This is a genomic window from Tardiphaga sp. GW821-FHT12E02 (assembly GCF_058807155.1).
On sequence record NZ_JBXAQK010000001.1, the window covers coordinates 707,882 to 724,688 of the forward strand.

Consider the following 16,807-nt stretch of genomic DNA (forward strand, 5'->3'; position numbering starts at 1 on the left):
TGGACGGATAAATAGAAAGGGGTAGTCTCCCCCAAAAAGATCACCAGGGAGGACGATGTCTTGATCACCAAGGGTACCCGTGCGCTTTTGTTTGCGACTGCCGCTTCCGGATTTTTCCTGAGCGCGGCGCCTGCCTTCGCCCAGCAGAGCATCACTGTCTGGTTCAGCAAGGGCTTTTACAAATCCGAAGATGAATCGCTGCTGGCGGCAATCAAGAAGTTCGAAGAGAAGACCAAGATCAAGGTCGAGCTCTCCCAATACGCCATTCAGGACATGATCCCGAAAACGGTGGCTGCGCTGGATTCCGGCACGCCGCCCGATGTCGCTTATGCCGACACTTATGACGTTCAGGCCTCCGGCAAATGGGCTTTTGAAGGCAAGCTTGAGGACATCACGGATGTTCTCAAGCCGATGATGGACAAGTTCGCGCCCAACACGGTGGAAACCGCGTTGCTGATGAACGGCCAGACCAAGAAGAAGGGCTATTACGGCTTCCCGCTGAAGCAGCAGTCCATGCATGTGGAAATCTGGAGCGACATGCTCCAGCAGGCCGGCTTCAAGGTCGAGGACATTCCGAAGGACTGGAAGGGCTATTGGTCGTTCTGGTGCGACAAGGTGCAGCCGGCCTATCGCAAGGCCTCGGGCAGCCGTGCCTATGGCGTCGGCCAGCCGATGGGCGTGGAGTCCACGGACTCGCTGCAGTCGTTCTACACCTTCATCGATGCCTATAACGTCAAGCTGGTGGATGACGACGGCAAGCTGACGGTGGACGATCCGAAGGTGAAGGAGGGTCTGATCGGGGCGCTGCGCGATTACACCGATACTTATGTCAAGGGCTGTACGCCACCGTCCTCGACCACGTGGAAGGATCCCGACAACAATGTCGCCTTCCACAATCGCAGCATCATCATGACCCACAATTTCACGATCTCGATCGCGGCAAAGTGGTTCGAGGATTCGCAGAACCAGACGCTGACGCCCGAGCAGCGCGCGGCCGGCAAGAAGGCGTATGAAGACACGATCATCACCGCATCTTTCCCGCTGAAGCCGGATGGCACGCCGATCAAGTATCGCTCGGACGTGAAGACCGGCATGATCTTCTCGCAATCGAAGAACAAGGCCGGCGCACGCGAATTCGTCAAGTTCCTGCTCGAGGAGGAGAACCTGCAGCCTTATGTGGAAGGCGCGCTGGGCCGCTGGTTTCCGGTGACCAAGGCGGGTCAGGCCTCGCCATTCTGGCAGGCCGACAAGCATCGCAAGGCGGTCTACACCCAGTTCATGGGCGGCACCACGCCGTTCGATTTCACCAAGAACTACAAGTTCACCATTCTCAACAACGAGAATGTGTGGGCCAAGGCCATGAACCGCGTGGTCAGCGAGAAGGTGCCGGTGGAGAAGGCCGTGGATGAGCTGATCGCACGGATCAAGGAAATCGCGGGCTGATCTTTCTTACCTCGCCCCGCTCTTGCGGGGAGAGGTCGAGCGGCGAAGCCGATCGGGAGAGGGGTCTATCCGCTTGCTCCGAGTTCGCGGAGACACCCCTCTCCCTGACCCTCTCCCCGCAAGGGCGGGGTGAGGGGACGTGAGGCCGTCGCCTTGCGTCAACTGAAACTCAATTTATCGATCGGAAGCGCTGCATGACGGCGATCACCTACACCACGCCTTCCACCACCTCCCGTCCCCTCTCCGCGCGGTTCTCGACCCCGCAGGTCTGGGGCATTCTCATGCTCGCGCCCTATATCCTCGTCTTCCTCGCTTTCGTGGTCTATCCGATCAGCTATGGCCTCTGGCTGGCGCGGCATCCCGCCAGCTATGTCGCGCTGTACAACGATCCCGTTTTCGCGCGCGCGGTCGTCAACACGCTGATCTTCCTGATCATCGGCATCAATGTGAAGATGCTGATCGCCCTCTTCCTGTCCGGCTTCTTTGTGCAGACGCGCACCTGGATCCGCTGGCTGTCGGTGCTGTTCATCCTGCCCTGGGCGGTGCCGTCGATCCCGACCATCCTGTCGGTGCGCTTCATGTTCAATCCCGAATGGGGCGTGATCAATAATCTGATCTTCAAGTTCACCGGCGATGACGGCCCCAACTGGCTCAACGATCCTGCCATCGGCCTGACGTTGGCAATCATGGTCCATATCTGGAAGTCGCTGCCGTTCTGGACGCTGATCCTGATGACCGGGCGGCTCGCCATCTCCACCGACATGTTCGAGGCCGCCGATGTGGACGGCGCCAGCTGGTGGCAGAAATTCCGCTTCATCACCTGGCCGTCGATGCAGACGCTATATCTGACCTGCACCCTGCTTTCGATGATCTGGACGCTCGGTGATTTCAACAGCGTCTATCTGCTCACGGGTGGCGGGCCCGCCGATCTCACCCATGTGCTGGCGACGCTCGGCATCCGCTATCTCCGGCTCGACCAGCTCGATCTCGCAATGGCGTCCATCGTCTGCGCGATGCCGCTGGTGCTGCCGCTCGTCTATTTCATGATGAAGAGGCTCTCGCGATGAAGGCCCAAGCGATCAAAGCCTCGACGATGCGTATGCCCACGCTGCGTGAGATCGGCAATGAAGCCAAACTGCTGCTGATCGGCATTCCCGTGCTGATCTGGACGCTGATCCCGATCTATCACATGTTCCTGTTCGCGATTTCGCCGAAGCAGGATGCCTTCGCCGGCAAGCTGTGGCCCGATCATCCGACGCTGCAGAACTTTCGCGTCGTGTTCAACCAGCAGCACTACTTCCTGCGTGACTTCTGGGTCCAGTTCGGCAACTCCGTAGTCATCGCCGTCGCGGTTGGCGCGCTGACGCTGGTGATCGCCACGATGGCCGCCTTCGCCATCTCACGCCTCCGCATTCGCGGCGGCCGCACGGTGATGAATCTCGCGCTGTTCACCTATTTCATCCCCGCCGCATTCCTCGCGGTGCCGATGTATCGCACCATGGGCAATTACGGCCTGCTCAACAATCACTGGTCGCTGATCCTGGCGATGGTCACCATCGCCTCGCCCTATGCCATCTGGGTGCTGAAACAGGCGTCGGATAAACTGCCCGTCGAGCTGGATGAAGCCGCCATCATGGACGGCGCCACGCCGCTGCAGCTGTTTCGCATGGTCTATGTGCCGCTGATGCTGCCATCGCTGGTGGCCGTCGGCACCTATGCGCTGCTGCTAGCCTGGAATGAGTATCTCTATGCGTTCCTGCTACTCTCGAAAGACACCGAGATCACACTGCCCGTCGCGCTCGGCAACTTTCTGGCTGCCGACGACTCGCCGTGGGAATTGCTGATGACCACCGGCTTCATCTACGCGCTGCCGCCAGCCGCGGTGTATTACGCGTTTCGACGCTACATGGTGGGCGGGCTCACTGCGGGTGCGGTCAAGTCGTGATCCAGTGATGTAGGGCGGATCAGGCGAAGCCGTAATCCGCCGGCCGAATGCATGGTGGAAACGCCGCGGCGGATTGCGCTTCGCTAATCCGCCCTACGGTCTCACGCCGCCACCTGCCTCATCGCTTGCGGAACCATCGCTTCGTTGCTCGCGGCTTCCGCCGCGAATCCCGGTGCTTCGACAGGTCCTGGAAATGGATCGACCGAGCCCGCCACCTCCCGGAGCGGCTTTGGTTTGTCGGCCCAATGCAGCGTCGTGTAGTCAAAGCCAAGCTCGATGGTGGGCTTCACCACCTCGAAATAAGGCGAGATGTCGAAATCGCGCGGCATATACAGCGATGAATGGCGAATATGCAGGATCTCGCGCCGCGCCTGCCGGCTGCCGGCGCGGGTGATTTTTGGCAGGATCGGATAGCGCACCGCTTCGAAAGCCTGGGCGATCAGGGCCGAACAGATGATCTTGGTCGGGTCGCCGGAGCCGATCGCAATCATCCGCCGTCGCCAGCGCTGCGGGATCGGCAGCGGGATTAGGAAGCGCATCAGGTCCAGAATATTCTTGGTGTCGTAGCCGAAGCCCACGCGGTTGATGGCGTAGCGACAGACCGTGGTGCGATCCTCATAGGACAGGCCGACCGGGCGACAAAGCCGCGTGTGGAACGCAAAATATTTTGATAGCGGCGCGGTGGTGACGCCCTCGCCGATATTCGCCTCGATCAGCACATGCGGCTCGCCATTCGGCTCCACGGCGCCGTCGATCGGCCCGACATAGAGTGCTGCATGCGACCAGGTCGACTGGGTGAGATATTTGATGATGCCGGAGACGCGGTTGTTGCCCTCGACGAGCAGCACGTCGCCTTCCTGGATGACATCGTGCAGACGCTCGGGATCGCTGGGCGTAAACGGTTCGTAACCCGGCACTTCCTTCTGCAGATATTTGGCGATCAGTTTCCCGACCGTATCGAGCATGATGCCCATGACGCTGACCCCGGTTGCGGTTCGTATCGACCGCTTTGTCCCTGCCTTCATCATGGACGCCAGCCATTGCCATTTGGTTCATGCGTGAGCTGCGACATCAACGCGGGATTCACCATGAGGGTTGCTGTGCGCAGGCGAATACTGCAAAGTTCGCGGGACGTTCTCATGCCAGTTGCACTTTCGGAAACCATGTCATGACTTTCTCTCGCCGCGCATTTCTCTCAGCGTCGGCTGGATTGACGCTTGCGCCATGGTTCGGCGCAAGGGCGCAGGCTGCGACATTGCCGCGCGATGCTGACGTAGTTGTGATCGGCGCGGGTGCTGCCGGGCTTGCAGCGGCACGCCGCGTTCAGGCGGCAGGGCGCAAGGTCATCGTGCTGGAAGCCTCGGCACAGATCGGCGGCCGCTGCGCGACCGACAGTTCAACTTTCGATGTTCCGCTCGATCTCGGCGCCCGCTGGCTGCATACGCCGGAGACCAATGCGCTGGTGAAGCTCGCGCGCGGTGGCGGTATCGATGTCGCCCCCTCGCCAAGCCAGAAACTGCGCATCGGCCGCCGCAATGCGCGTGCGGCGGAAACCGAGGAGCTGCTTGCGACCTTCGTGCGCGCCACCCGCGCGATCGACGATGCTGCACGCCGTGGCGATATCTCCTGCGCGGCCGTGCTGCCGAAGGATCTCGGTGATTGGGCCGGCACTGTCGATTTCGGGCTTGGCGCCTATGCGACCGGCAAGGATCTCAAGGACCTTTCGACCCTGGATCAATCGCGCGCCGAAGACCGCGCCATCTCGGTCGCGACGCGGCAGGGGCTCGGTGCGTTGATGGCGAAGCTCGGCGAGAGCGTGCCGGTCGTGCTGTCGACGCCGGCCACGCGTGTCACCTGGAGCGGCCGCGATATCGGCGTGGAGACGGCAGCAGGGCGCGTTGCGGCGCGTGCGGTGATCGTCACCGTGTCGAGCAATGTGCTGAATGCGGGGGTCATCAAATTCACGCCGGAATTGCCGAAGCGCCAGCTCGATGCCGCGTCCAAACTCACGCTTGGCAGTTACGATCGCATCGCGCTCGAGTTGAAGGGCAATCCGCTCGGCCTTGGTCGCGATGAATTGATGATCGAGCAGAGCACGAGCACGCGCACCGGCGCGCTGTTTGCCAATATCAACGGCTCATCGCTATGCACGGTCGATGTCGCCGGCTCATTCGGCCGAACCCTTGCGGCGCAGGGCGAAGCCGCGATGACGGGCTTTGCGACGGAGTGGCTGACAAAACTGTTCGGCAGCGATGTGAAGGCTGCGATCCAGCGCAGCAAGGTCACGCGCTGGGATGCGTCACCTTTCATTCTCGGCGCCATGTCTGCGGCAGTGCCTGGCGGCCAGGCGTCGCGGCGCGTATTGGCCGAGCCGATAGGCAATCTCTTCATCGCCGGCGAAGCGACGCACGAGACCTTGTATGGCACCGTCGATGGCGCCTGGGAAACCGGCGAACGCGCAGCGGATGCAGCGCTGAAGCGGATCGGCGGAGTGAAGGATCCGGAGGCCGAGCCAAAGCCTGCAAAGAAACAGAAACGCCGCGCGCCGCCGCAATCGAGCAGTGCGGGTGGATTTGGTGCGAATTAGCGAAACAGCCCGTCGAACAGCGGCAGGCTGACCAGCGCAGATACTGCAATCAGCGTGTAGCAGATCTTGCGAAACAGCTCGTCGCTGGCCTTGCCGAACAGTTTTGAGCCGATCCAGAGGCCGAGGCCGAAAAGCGGGCCGGTGATTACTGCAAGTCCAAGGATCGCCGAACTCCACAGGCCGCCGATCGTGTAGCTGATGATGATCAGCACGTCGGCAATCGCGAAATAAAGAATGATATTGGCGCGGACGACTGCGGCGACGGCGGCATCGCGCAGCCAGTAAAGCACCACAGGCGGACCGCCGAGCTGCGCCAGTCCGCCAAAGAAGCCGGCGAGGCCGCCCACGCTGATCGTGACGGGCACAGTCGGCTTGCCAGGATAGCGCCAGCCCGAGATCAGCAATGCGAGCAACGCGACGATCAGGACAACGATTCCCCAACGCACCGTGAGCGGATCAGCCCAAGCAAGCGCCATGGTGCCGAGCGGCACGCCGATCAGCGCGCCGAGCGAGATGATGCTGACGTCGCGTTTGTCGGCGCGCCGCGCCGCATTTGGGATCAGCGTCAGCGTGGTCAGAAAGTCGATCAGCAACAGCAGCGGCGATGCCACGATTGCGCCAACGACGCTGGAGGCGAGCGGGATGAAGATCAGCGCCGAGCCGAACCCGGAAAATCCGCGTGCGAGCCCGGCGATGAAAGCGGTCACGGCGATGACGGTGAGCGACGCTGTCGAATATTGCGCGAGGCCCAATCCATTGATCATGCGCGCAACGTGCCGCCTGTCTTCTTGGTCACCTCAGCCACGATCTTCGCCGCCACCGCATCGATCTCCTGATCGGTCAGCGTCTTTTCGCGCGGCTGGATGGTCACGGCGATGGCCACCGACTTCTTGTCGTCGTCGATGCCCTTGCCTTCATAGATGTCGAACACGGTGACACCCGTGACCAGCTTCTTGTCCACGCCGGCCGCCGCCTTGACGATATCGCCGGACTTCACCTTGCGATCGACGATGAAGGCGAAATCGCGCGACACCGGCTGGAAGGCGGAGAGCTCCAGCAGCGGTTTGGCGCGTGTCGCTTTCTGCTTGGCATCGGGAATGCGGTCGAGGATCACTTCAAAGGCCAGCAGCGGACCATCGGCACCGAGCGCTTCCAGCGTGCGTGGATGCAGCTCGCCGAAATGACCAAGAATGTTCTGCGGCCCGATCTGGATCGTGCCCGAGCGGCCCGGATGCAGCCAGTCGGCGCCGCCGGGAACGATCTGCAGCGCCTGCATCGGCGCACCTGCAGCGGCGAGCACGGCGAAGGCATCGGCCTTGGCATCGAGCGCGTTGGCGGCGCTGGCGCCGGTCCAGTGACGACCCGTTCCGTTCGAGGATGCGAGACCGCGACGCACGCCGCTCGCTGCGATGAACTGATCCTGCGGGCGGTCGCCCTTGAAGATCTGGCCGACTTCGAACAGCGCGAGATCGGATGACCCGCGATGGGCGTTGGCCTGGGCCACCGCGATCAGACCCGGCAGCAGGCTCGGGCGCATGTCCGAGAGATCGGCCGCGATCGGATTGGCCAGCGCGAGCTCCGGCTTGCCACCGCCGAACACTTCCGCGTGCGGCTTGGAGATGAACGACCAGGTCACGGCCTCGACCAAGCCACGCGCAGCCAGCCCGCGCTTGGCACGACGGGTGCGCTGCTGGATCTGGGTGAGCACCGGCTTACGCTGGGCATCGCCACGCGGGAACGGCGTCAGCGGCACCTTGTCGACGCCGACAATGCGCATGATCTCTTCGACGATGTCCGCCTTCCCCGTGACGTCCATGCGCCACGACGGCACGGCGACCTTCACCACGGGACCATTGCCGGCGACGGAGAAGCCGAGCCGGTTGAGGATGATCCGCATTTCCGGGAACGGCACATCGATGGCGGCGAGGCGCTTCACTTCAGCGATCGGGAAGTCGATCAGGCGATCTTCGCCATAGCTCGTGCCGACGACAATGCTCTCCGACGGCGTGCCGCCGCAGAGCTCCATCACCAGCTTGGTGGCGAGTTCGAGGCCTGGCACCATGAAGACAGGATCGACGCCGCGCTCGAAGCGATAGCGCGCATCCGAATTGATGCCGAGCTTGCGGCCGGTCTGGGCGATGTTGATCTCGTTCCACAGCGCGGACTCGATCAGCACATCGGTGGTGTCGTCCGAACAGCCGGATGCCTCGCCGCCCATGATGCCGGCCAGCGATTCGACGCCGTGCTCGTCAGCGATGACGCAGATCTTGTCGTCGAGCTTGTAGGTCTTGCCATCAAGCGCCAGCAGCGTCTCGCCATCCTTCGCACGACGGACGACCAGATCGCCCTTCACCTTCGCGGCGTCGAACACATGCAGCGGGCGGGCGCGATCGAAGGTCAGGTAGTTGGTGATGTCCACCAGCGCGTTGATCGGGCGCAGGCCGATGGAGGTCAGCTTCTTCTGCAGCCATTCCGGCGACGGACCATTCTTGACGCCGCGCACGAGGCGCAACGCAAAGCCCGGACACAGTTTTGCGTCCTCGACCGTCACCTTCACCGGGCACGGGAATTCACCCTTGATCGGCTTGATGCCGGGATTCTTGAACACGCCCATATCGGCGGCCGCCAGATCGCGCGCGATGCCGGCAACGCCGGTGCAATCCTGGCGGTTCGGCGTCAGGTTGATCTCGATGACGGGATCGCCGAGCTTGGCCCAGTCCGGATACACCGCGCCGACCGGCGCATCGGCCGGCAGCTCGATGATGCCGTCGATGGCATCGGGCAGGCCGAGTTCGCCGGCCGAGCACAGCATGCCCTGGCTTTCGACACCGCGGATATTGCCGAGGCCGATGGTGAAGTCCTTGCCCGGAATATAGGTGCCGGGCCGCGCCAGCACGGTCTTCAGTCCGGCACGTGCATTCGGCGCACCGCAGACGATCTGCAGCGGCTGGGCTTCACCGACATTGACGGTGCAGACGCGCAGGCGGTCGGCATTGGGATGCTGCACGGCTTCCACGATCTCGGCGATCGTGAACGGCGCCAGCAGTTTTGCCTTGTCCTCGATATGCTCGACCTCGAGCCCGATCATGGTGAGCTTTTCACTCAGTTGATCCAGCGTTGCGTCGGTGTCGAGATGATCCTTCAGCCAGGAGAGGGAGAATTTCACGTGCTCAGTCCTCCGGCCAGAGTCGGCATGTCGAGCGGCTTGAAGCCGTAATGGTTGAGCCAGCGCACATCGCCCTCGAAAAGCTGGCGAAGGTCAGCCATGCCGTATTTCAGCATCGCGATACGGTCGATACCCATGCCCCAGGCAAAGCCCTGATACACATCGGGATCGATATCGCAGGCGCGCAGCACATTCGGATGCACCATGCCGCAGCCGAGAATTTCGAGCCAATCCTCGCCTTCGCCGAAACGGATCTCGTTCTTGTCGCGGCGGCACTGGATATCGACTTCCAGCGACGGCTCGGTGAACGGGAAGAAGGACGGGCGGAAGCGCATATTGACGTGATCGACCTCGAAGAACGCCTTGCAGAATTCCTGCAGGATCCATTTGAGGTGGCCGAGATGCGAGGTCTTGTCGATGACGAGGCCTTCGACCTGATGGAACATCGGCGTATGCGTCTGGTCGCTATCGCTGCGATAGGTGCGGCCCGGACAGATCACGCGGATCGGCGGTTTTTGGCTCAGCATGGTGCGCACCTGCACCGGCGAGGTGTGGGTACGCAGCAAGAGGCGCGAGCCGTCTTCCTTTGGATTGAAGTAGAAGGTGTCGTGCATCTCGCGGGCCGGATGGCCCTCGGGGAAATTCAGCTTGGTGAAGTTGTAGTCGTCGGTTTCGATATCCGGACCTTCGGCGACGGCAAAACCCATATCGGCGAAGATCGTGGTCAGCTCGTCCCAGGTCTGACTCAGCGGATGCACGCGGCCGAGTTCGGCCGGTCCGTCACGCAGCGGCAGCGTGACATCGATGGTCTCGGACGCGAGGCGCGCATCCAGCGCAGCACTCTTCAGCACGTCGCGGCGCGCGGCCAGCGCCTGCGAGACGGCATCTTTCGCGAGATTGATCGCAGCACCCTCGGTCTTGCGTTCGTCCGGCGTCATCTTGCCGAGCGTCGCGAGCAGCGCGGAGATCGAGCCCTTCTTGCCGAGCGCGCCGACGCGCACGGCTTCGAGTGCGGCTTCGTCGGATGCACCGGCGATATCGGCCAGAATCTGTTGTTGGAGCGTCGTCAGGTCGGACATCGGCAACCTCGATCAAAGAGGCATGCGCCTCTTGCTGTCGTCGTCCCCGAAGGAGTTCGGGAGCGCCGTTCTACAGCACGGTTTTGCAGGGATTTAAGACGCCAATGGCCGGAACAGGGGCGCTTGAAGCGCCTCTGCCCGGCCATGACAATGTCGATAGATCCGCGGGAAGCGGAGAGGTTAGGCTGCGAGAGCAGCCTTGGCCTTCTCAGCGATCGCGTTGAACGCCGCCGGTTCGTTGATCGCGAGATCAGACAGAACCTTGCGGTCGACAGTGATGCCGGACTTGGCAAGACCGTTGATAAACACGCTGTAGGTCATGCCGAGCGGACGGACGGCAGCGTTCAGGCGCTGGATCCAGAGGGCGCGGAACGTACGCTTCTTGCGCTTGCGATCGCGGAACGCATACTGGCCGGCCTTGTCGACGGCGGCCTTGGCGGCGCGGATGGTGTTTTTGCGGCGACCGCGAAAACCCTTGGCGAGCTTGTAGACTTTCTTGTGCTTGGCATGAGCCGTCACACCGCGTTTAACGCGAGCCATGACTGATCTCCTTCATCTGAAATAACAAAAGGGGGTGAATGCACCGCGCACAGGGCGCAGTGGCAGGGGATCAGGCGTTTGGCAGGAAGTACTGCTTGATATTGTCGCCATCGGTCTTGAACAGCACGCGGGTGCCGCGGAGCTGACGAATCTGCTTCTTCGTCCGCTTGATCATACCGTGGCGCTTACCGGCATGGGCCGACACAACTTTGCCGGTGCCGGTGACTTTGAAGCGCTTTTTAGCGCCCGACTTGGTCTTCAACTTGGGCATTTTGCTCTCCTCTAGCCACGCAGAAAACGCCCCGGAGGGCGCTGCATCGGCCGAAAATGCTCGTTAGAGCGTTGATTGTGCTCGATTATTTCCGGAATGAAATAGATCGTCACGGACGTCGCCACGGCAGCCCTTGATCAGCCGGTCGACGAAGCCGGGCTTATGGCAGAGATGCGACAGCTTGGCAACGTTTAAGCGATCGCAACTTTTAGCCGAAAAACTGGTTCTGGACTGGCCGACTCGGCTATGCATGCCTATCTGCTGCGAAGCATTCGATCATTGAAAGGACACCAATAATGGTCCGCAATCGACGCACCGCCGCCCGCGCGGTCGCCATCCAGCAAGAATCCGCCGCGCAAGCCGCCGCCGGCTGGCTGTTCGTGGCCGCTGGCCTCGCTGCTGTGACGGCTCTTGCCGGAGCGCTTTCGTTCGTTCTGGGCTGACGGCCGTAGGATGGGTTGAGCGAAGCGAAAACCCATCACCATTAGCGCCCGGCCGTGATGGGTATCACTCCGGCGCTTAGCGCCTTCGTTCAACCCATCCTACGATCCCGCAATCGCCAAAAGAAAAGGCCCGCCAAATTGACGGGCCGAAACTCTTGATTGGTCCGGTCGCTTAACGCGGGGCCAGAACCATGACCACCTGGCGGCCTTCGAACTTCGCGTCCTGCTCCACCTTGGCGAATTCGGCGACATCCGCCTTCACCTTGTCGAGCAGCTTGGTGCCGATTTCCTGGTGCGCCATTTCGCGGCCACGATAGCGCAAGGTGATCTTGACCTTGTCGCCTTCTTCGAAGAACCGCTGCATCGCCCGCATCTTCACGCCATAGTCGTGATCGTCGATCATCGGGCGGAGCTTGATCTCCTTGATTTCGACGGTCTTCTGACGCTTGCGCGCTTCGGCGGCCTTCTTCTGCGCCGAATACTTGAACTTGCCGTAGTCCATGATCTTGCAGACCGGCGGCGCCACGTTCGGCGAAATCTCGACGAGATCCATGCCGGCCTCAGCAGCCATCTTGATCGCCAGCATCGTCTCGATGGTGCCGTGATTGACACCTTCCTGATCGATCAGCTGGATCTGGGCATTACGGATTTCATCGTTGGTGCGCGGCCCATCTTTGGCTGCAGTGGGCGGGGCTCTGTTCGGACGGCGAATGGGATATTCTCCAAGGTTGTGATGGAAGGCGGCACTTTGTCGGAATAAGGCGTTTTGAGCAAGCAAACTCACGCAACGCGGCGCCAGATCGCTTCAGTCAGCAGCATTTGCGCCACGACGGACCCGACAAAATCGTCCGCCAACCGGACGCAGCCCACATAGAGTGCCGCGCGCTGTTCCGCAAGCGCCAGTTCCATCCGGAAACGCCGTGCTGGCGTTGACGTTCCAGCCTCGCTCCAGCAAACACCACCGCAGTTCCAGCAGGATGGAGATCGTCCGATGACCACGGCGACGGCGCCCGATCCCAGTTTCATCACCGTCGGCAGCGGCGCTGCGCGCCGGCAGATCGCCATGCGGGTCCGCGAAGGTGCGGCGCCGGGCGTTTTCTGGATGAGCGGCTTCAAATCCGACATGCAGGGCGGAAAAGCCGTGGCGCTGGACGAATGGGCCGCGCAGCACGGCCGCGCCTGTGTGCGGTTCGATTATTCCGGGCATGGCGAATCCAGCGGTAACTTTGCCGATGGCACCATCGGCGACTGGCTCGAGGACGGTCTCGCCGCTTTTGATGCGGCCTGTCAGGGTCCGCAGATCGTGGTCGGTTCCTCCATGGGTGGCTGGATGGCGCTGCTTTTGGCGCGCGCCATTGCCAAACGCGGCAAGGCCGGCCGTGCCTCGCTGCGGGCGCTGGTGCTGATCGCGCCGGCGCCGGATTTTACCGAAGAGCTGATGTGGAAACAGTTTTCGCCGGAAATCCGCGCCGAGATCGAGGCCACCGGACAATGGCTGCGGCCCTCGGACTATGGCGCGCCCTATCCGATCACGAAGCGGCTGATCGAGGAGGGGCGCAATCATCTTCTCCTCGGCAGCTCCATCGATGTCGGCTGCCCCGTCCGCATCCTGCAGGGCCGACAGGACCCGGATGTGCCGTGGCAGCATGCGTTCCGGCTGGCCGAACGGCTGCCGAGTGAAGACGTGGTGCTGACCATGATCCAGGACGGCGATCATCGCCTGTCGCGACCGCAGGATATCGGGCGGTTGCTGGCGACGGTGGCGGAGTTCTGATTGCGCTGACGGTCTCTTCCGGTAGGTTTGTCGTCAACAATAAACCTTCCGGAGAAACGCTATGGATACGACCGCCATGTTGCGGACGTTCTGCTCATCCGTCGAAACGCGCGACGGCAAGAGCTTTGCCAACCTGTTTACTGAAGACGGCGTCTATCACGACGTATTCTACGGTGCCTTCGCAGGTCGCGCAAAAATCGCCGACATGATCGACCATCATTTCTACGAGACCGCCGAGGATTTCCGCTGGGACATGCATGATCCCGTCAGCAACGGCGTCACGCTTTATGCGCGCTATACGTTCAGCTATCGCTCGAAACTGCCGGAAGCGCAGGGCAAGCGCGCGATGTTCGAGGGTGTTGCGATCATGACGCTGCGCAATGGGCTGATCGTGAGCTATCAGGAAGTCGCGAACACGGCGCCAGCTTTTGTCGATCTCAATTTCGCGCCGGAGCGGATCGCGAAAATCGTCGGCAAACAGGGCGCAGCGCTCAAGGCGCGGCCGGAGATGAAGAGGCATCTGTAGGGGCGAGCGCCTATACACTGTCCCTCATGGTGAGGAGCGCGCATTTGCGCGCGTCTCGAACCATGAGATGGAGGGCGCCGGAGCTTCGGGCCATCCTTCGAGACGCGCTTCGCGCTCCTCAGGATGAAGGCGGAGTTCAAAGAAAGCGCAGCCTACAATGCGCGCGCGTTACGCCATTCGGCACGAACATCTTCATCGTGATCGATGGTCGTCCCGAGTTCTGCAAACGCATCGCCCGACATCAGCTGGCCCAGCGCCCAAACCGCAGCGCCACGCACGAGCGGGTTATCGTCGTGCAACAGCCGCCTCGCATCATCGATCAGTGCTGCATCGCCCGAATTGCCAATCGCGATCAGCACATTGCGCAGGAATCGGTTGCGGCCGATGCGCTTCACCGGCGATTTCGTGAACAACGCACGGAATGCGGCATCATCCAGCTTCGACAACTCGGCCAGCGTCGGCGCGCGCAATTCATCGCGTGCCGCGAGCTTGGCTTCACGCCCTTCCTGCGCAAACTTGTTCCACGGGCACGCCGCGAGGCAGTCGTCGCAGCCATAGATGCGATTGCCCATGGCTTTGCGGAATTCGTGCGGGATCGGGCCTTTGTGCTCGATGGTGAGATAGGAAATGCAGCGTCGCGCATCCAGCCGATACGGCGCGATGAAAGCCGATGTCGGGCAGCTGTCGAGACATGAACGGCAGGAGCCGCAGCGATCGGTGATCGGCTCATCGCGCGGCAGGTCAAGCGTGGTGAAGATGGCGCCGAGAAACAGCCATGAGCCGAATTCCCGCGACACCATGTTCGTGTGCTTGCCCTGCCAACCCAGTCCAGCGGCAGACGCCAGCGGCTTCTCCATCACCGCCGCCGTGTCGACGAAGACTTTCACCTCGCCGCCGGCTTCGGCGATCAGCCAGTGTGCGAGTTGCTTGAGGCGCTTCTTGATGAGGTCGTGATAGTCATCGCCGCGGGCATAGACCGAGATCGCAGCACTGGATCGCTCGGCGAGAATCGCCATCGGGTTCTCGTCGGGCCCGTAATTCATGCCGAGCATGATCACCGAGCGCACATCCTGCCACATCACCTTCGGATCAGCGCGGCGGGCGGGATTGTCGGCCAGCCAGTCCATCTCACCATGCGCGCCGGCGTCGAGAAAGGCCTCCAGCTTCACGCGTGCGCCATCGATGGCCGCGGGATCGGTGATGCCGATCGCCTCGAAACCCAGGGCCTGCGCCTCGCGCGCAAGTCTGTCCTTCAGATCGGCTGGAAGTGGCGTGGCGCCGTCAGCGCTCAGAAATCGAGATCCACATAGGTCCGCGAGGCCGGCACGCCCGCCAGCCATTCGCTCAGCAGCGGTCGGAACGACGGACGTGACTTGATCCGTGCGTACCAGGCCTTCGCTGCGTCGTCCTCGCTCCATGGCACATCGCCCAGGTAATCGATCGCCGACAGATGCGCTGCCGCGACCAGATCTGCATACGTCATTCGGTCGCCGGCCAGGAAGTTTCGCGTCCGTGCCAGCCAGCCGATATAGGCCAGATGATAGCGCACATTCGCGTTGGCTGCGCGAATCACGTCCATCGATGGCGCGCCACCGCCGATATCCTCGCTCATGAAGCGCTTATAGATGCGTTCGGTGACGAGAGGACCGGAGGCCTCCTCGAAGAATTTTTCGTTAAACCAGGCCATCAGGCGGCGCACTTCGATGCGCTCGGCCATGGATGTCGGCAGCAGCCGGCGATCACCGGCTTCATGCCCATGCACCTCGTCGAGATATTCGGCGATGATGCTGGCACCGGGAATCGGTGGCGTGTCTTCGGCGACCAGCACCGGCGTGGTTCCCGCCGGATTGAGCTTCAGAAAATCCTCACGCCGATCCCACGGCCGCTCATCGACCAGCGTCAAGTCCAGGCCATATTCGCCGAGAACAAGACGAACGAAGCGCGAATGCGGACAGAACGCGTGATGATAGAGCGTGTACATGCGGGCCTTGGTTAAGGAAGCGGCGTTAACAAAGCGTCTCGGTCGCGGTGGTATAAATGATGCGCGAAGCGCGCCAAACTAGCGAAGCGCGCATGAGAGGCAAGGCGCGATTGCACGCTTTTTGCGATTGCAGCAATGCAGGGAATAAGCGAGAAGAACCCGGCTTTTTGAGGCCCGCAAAATCAGGACGGCAAGTCGATGATGTCTGATGTGTTGAGGGCGGTGATTCTCGGTGTTGTCGAGGGCGCCACCGAATTCCTGCCGGTGTCCTCCACGGGCCATGTCCTTCTCGTCGAACGCATTCTGGGACTCGACGAGATCGGTCTCTGGAAAAGCTTTGCAATCCTGATCCAGCTTGGCGCCATTCTCGCCATTCTCTCGATCTATTTCGGCAAACTGTGGCGGATCGCGCTCGATATGTTCAAGGGCGATGCAGCCGCTCGCCGTTTCGTGATCGGCGTGCTGATTGCCTTCCTGCCGGCAGCCGTGCTCGGCGCGGCCGTTGGCGGCTACATCAAGGGGTATCTGTTCAATCCCTGGGTCGTGTGTTTCACATTGATCGTCGGCGGAGCCATTTTGCTCTGGGTCGATCAGCTTGATCTGCAACCGGTGCATCACGATGCCACCGAGTTTCCGCTGCTCACTTACTTCAAGATCGGCTGCTGCCAGTGCGTGGCCATGATCCCCGGCGTGTCGCGTTCGGGTGCCACGATTGTGGGCGCCATGCTGATGGGCGCCGACAAGCGCGCCGCTGCGGAGTTCTCGTTCTTCCTGGCGATCCCGACCATGGTCGGCGCCTTTGCCTATGATCTCTACAAGAGCCGCAATGACATCACGTCGGATGGCGCTGTCATCATCGCCATCGGCTTCGCCGTCTCGTTCATCACTGCGATCTTCGTCGTGAAGACCCTGCTGAATTACGTCACCCGCCACGGCTTCGCGCTGTTTGCATGGTGGCGCGTGATAGTCGGCACGCTTGGCCTGATCGCGCTGGCGCTCGGCGCGTAAGCGTCCTGTCGGTAAACAACTTATTAAAACCTGAGCTCTAGGGT

18 protein-coding genes are annotated in these 16,807 nt (G+C 61.7%); 8 read left to right on the forward strand and 10 right to left on the reverse strand.

The genetic code is table 11. The annotated features are described in order from the left end of the window. Positions 1–60: 60 nt before the first annotated feature. From AC1RQ5_RS03370 to AC1RQ5_RS03380, 3 genes are all read left to right on the forward strand, one after another. Complete coding sequence (locus tag AC1RQ5_RS03370; RefSeq protein WP_493197084.1) at positions 61–1,443, forward strand: ABC transporter substrate-binding protein; 1,383 nt, start codon at positions 61–63, stop codon at positions 1,441–1,443. 194 nt (positions 1,444–1,637) lie between these two features. Then, a complete protein-coding gene (locus tag AC1RQ5_RS03375) occupies positions 1,638–2,510 on the forward strand; it encodes a carbohydrate ABC transporter permease (RefSeq protein ID WP_398475854.1) in 873 nt (290 codons plus the stop codon). Between the two features lie 26 nt (positions 2,511–2,536). Next, positions 2,537–3,388 carry a carbohydrate ABC transporter permease gene (locus AC1RQ5_RS03380; RefSeq protein ID WP_493203288.1) on the forward strand — a complete coding sequence of 284 codons (852 nt, stop codon included), beginning with the start codon at positions 2,537–2,539 and terminating at the stop codon, positions 3,386–3,388. Between the two features lie 101 nt (positions 3,389–3,489). Here the strand turns inward: AC1RQ5_RS03380 and AC1RQ5_RS03385 are convergent, their stop codons facing one another. Continuing rightward, positions 3,490–4,362, reverse strand: coding sequence for a YiiX/YebB-like N1pC/P60 family cysteine hydrolase (locus tag AC1RQ5_RS03385; protein ID WP_493197085.1), 873 nt, complete (start codon positions 4,360–4,362; stop codon positions 3,490–3,492). 194 nt (positions 4,363–4,556) lie between these two features. Between AC1RQ5_RS03385 and AC1RQ5_RS03390 the strand changes: the two genes are divergently transcribed. Next, entirely contained in the window at positions 4,557–5,975 is a 1,419-nt protein-coding gene (locus AC1RQ5_RS03390; protein WP_493197086.1) for a flavin monoamine oxidase family protein, read from the forward strand. Here AC1RQ5_RS03390 and AC1RQ5_RS03395 read toward each other — a convergent pair. The 5 genes from AC1RQ5_RS03395 to rpmI all read right to left on the reverse strand — a co-directional run bounded on the left by AC1RQ5_RS03395 (position 5,972) and on the right by rpmI (position 11,031). Next, entirely contained in the window at positions 5,972–6,739 is a 768-nt protein-coding gene (locus tag AC1RQ5_RS03395) for a sulfite exporter TauE/SafE family protein (RefSeq protein WP_493197087.1), read from the reverse strand. The genes AC1RQ5_RS03390 and AC1RQ5_RS03395 overlap by 4 nt on opposite strands. Next, on the reverse strand, positions 6,736–9,141 hold the full coding sequence (gene pheT / locus AC1RQ5_RS03400; protein WP_493197088.1) for a phenylalanine--tRNA ligase subunit beta: 2,406 nt from the start codon (positions 9,139–9,141) through the stop codon (positions 6,736–6,738). The genes AC1RQ5_RS03395 and pheT overlap by 4 nt, the downstream gene beginning before the upstream one ends. Next, positions 9,138–10,220, reverse strand: a complete 1,083-nt coding sequence (gene pheS, locus AC1RQ5_RS03405) for a phenylalanine--tRNA ligase subunit alpha (protein ID WP_493197089.1) — start codon at positions 10,218–10,220, stop codon at positions 9,138–9,140. The genes pheT and pheS overlap by 4 nt, the downstream gene beginning before the upstream one ends. A gap of 180 nt (positions 10,221–10,400) precedes the next feature. Beyond that, positions 10,401–10,760 (reverse strand): 50S ribosomal protein L20, encoded by a 360-nt coding sequence (gene rplT, locus AC1RQ5_RS03410; protein WP_398475867.1) that lies wholly within the window; start codon positions 10,758–10,760, stop codon positions 10,401–10,403. Between the two features lie 70 nt (positions 10,761–10,830). Next, on the reverse strand, positions 10,831–11,031 hold the full coding sequence (gene rpmI, locus AC1RQ5_RS03415) for a 50S ribosomal protein L35 (protein ID WP_002717744.1): 201 nt from the start codon (positions 11,029–11,031) through the stop codon (positions 10,831–10,833). A 296-nt stretch (positions 11,032–11,327) separates the two neighbouring features. Between rpmI and AC1RQ5_RS03420 the strand changes: the two genes are divergently transcribed. Then, entirely contained in the window at positions 11,328–11,474 is a 147-nt protein-coding gene (locus tag AC1RQ5_RS03420) for a hypothetical protein (RefSeq protein WP_211911126.1), read from the forward strand. Between the two features lie 172 nt (positions 11,475–11,646). Here the strand turns inward: AC1RQ5_RS03420 and infC are convergent, their stop codons facing one another. Both infC and AC1RQ5_RS03430 read right to left on the reverse strand, forming a co-directional pair. Then, the gene (gene infC / locus AC1RQ5_RS03425; RefSeq protein ID WP_398475987.1) at positions 11,647–12,186 is read right to left on the reverse strand and encodes a translation initiation factor IF-3; all 540 of its coding nucleotides are present in this window, start codon (positions 12,184–12,186) and stop codon (positions 11,647–11,649) included. Positions 12,187–12,254: 68 nt separating this feature from the next. Continuing rightward, entirely contained in the window at positions 12,255–12,383 is a 129-nt protein-coding gene (locus AC1RQ5_RS03430; protein WP_493197090.1) for a hypothetical protein, read from the reverse strand. An 82-nt stretch (positions 12,384–12,465) separates the two neighbouring features. On the opposite strand from AC1RQ5_RS03430, the gene AC1RQ5_RS03435 reads away from it, so the two are divergent. Together AC1RQ5_RS03435 and AC1RQ5_RS03440 are read left to right on the forward strand one after the other, a co-directional pair. Then, a complete protein-coding gene (locus AC1RQ5_RS03435) occupies positions 12,466–13,248 on the forward strand; it encodes an alpha/beta hydrolase (RefSeq protein WP_493197091.1) in 783 nt (260 codons plus the stop codon). A gap of 61 nt (positions 13,249–13,309) precedes the next feature. Further along, entirely contained in the window at positions 13,310–13,774 is a 465-nt protein-coding gene (locus tag AC1RQ5_RS03440; RefSeq protein WP_493197092.1) for a nuclear transport factor 2 family protein, read from the forward strand. A 152-nt stretch (positions 13,775–13,926) separates the two neighbouring features. Here AC1RQ5_RS03440 and queG read toward each other — a convergent pair whose 3' ends face one another. Both queG and AC1RQ5_RS03450 read right to left on the reverse strand, forming a co-directional pair. Further along, entirely contained in the window at positions 13,927–15,114 is a 1,188-nt protein-coding gene (gene queG, locus AC1RQ5_RS03445; protein WP_493197093.1) for a tRNA epoxyqueuosine(34) reductase QueG, read from the reverse strand. Continuing rightward, positions 15,063–15,755, reverse strand: coding sequence for a glutathione S-transferase family protein (locus tag AC1RQ5_RS03450; RefSeq protein ID WP_398475877.1), 693 nt, complete (start codon positions 15,753–15,755; stop codon positions 15,063–15,065). The genes queG and AC1RQ5_RS03450 overlap by 52 nt, the downstream gene beginning before the upstream one ends. 198 nt (positions 15,756–15,953) lie before the next feature. On the opposite strand from AC1RQ5_RS03450, the gene AC1RQ5_RS03455 reads away from it, so the two are divergent. After that, complete coding sequence (locus AC1RQ5_RS03455; protein ID WP_398475879.1) at positions 15,954–16,763, forward strand: undecaprenyl-diphosphate phosphatase; 810 nt, start codon at positions 15,954–15,956, stop codon at positions 16,761–16,763. Positions 16,764–16,807 lie beyond the last annotated feature (44 nt).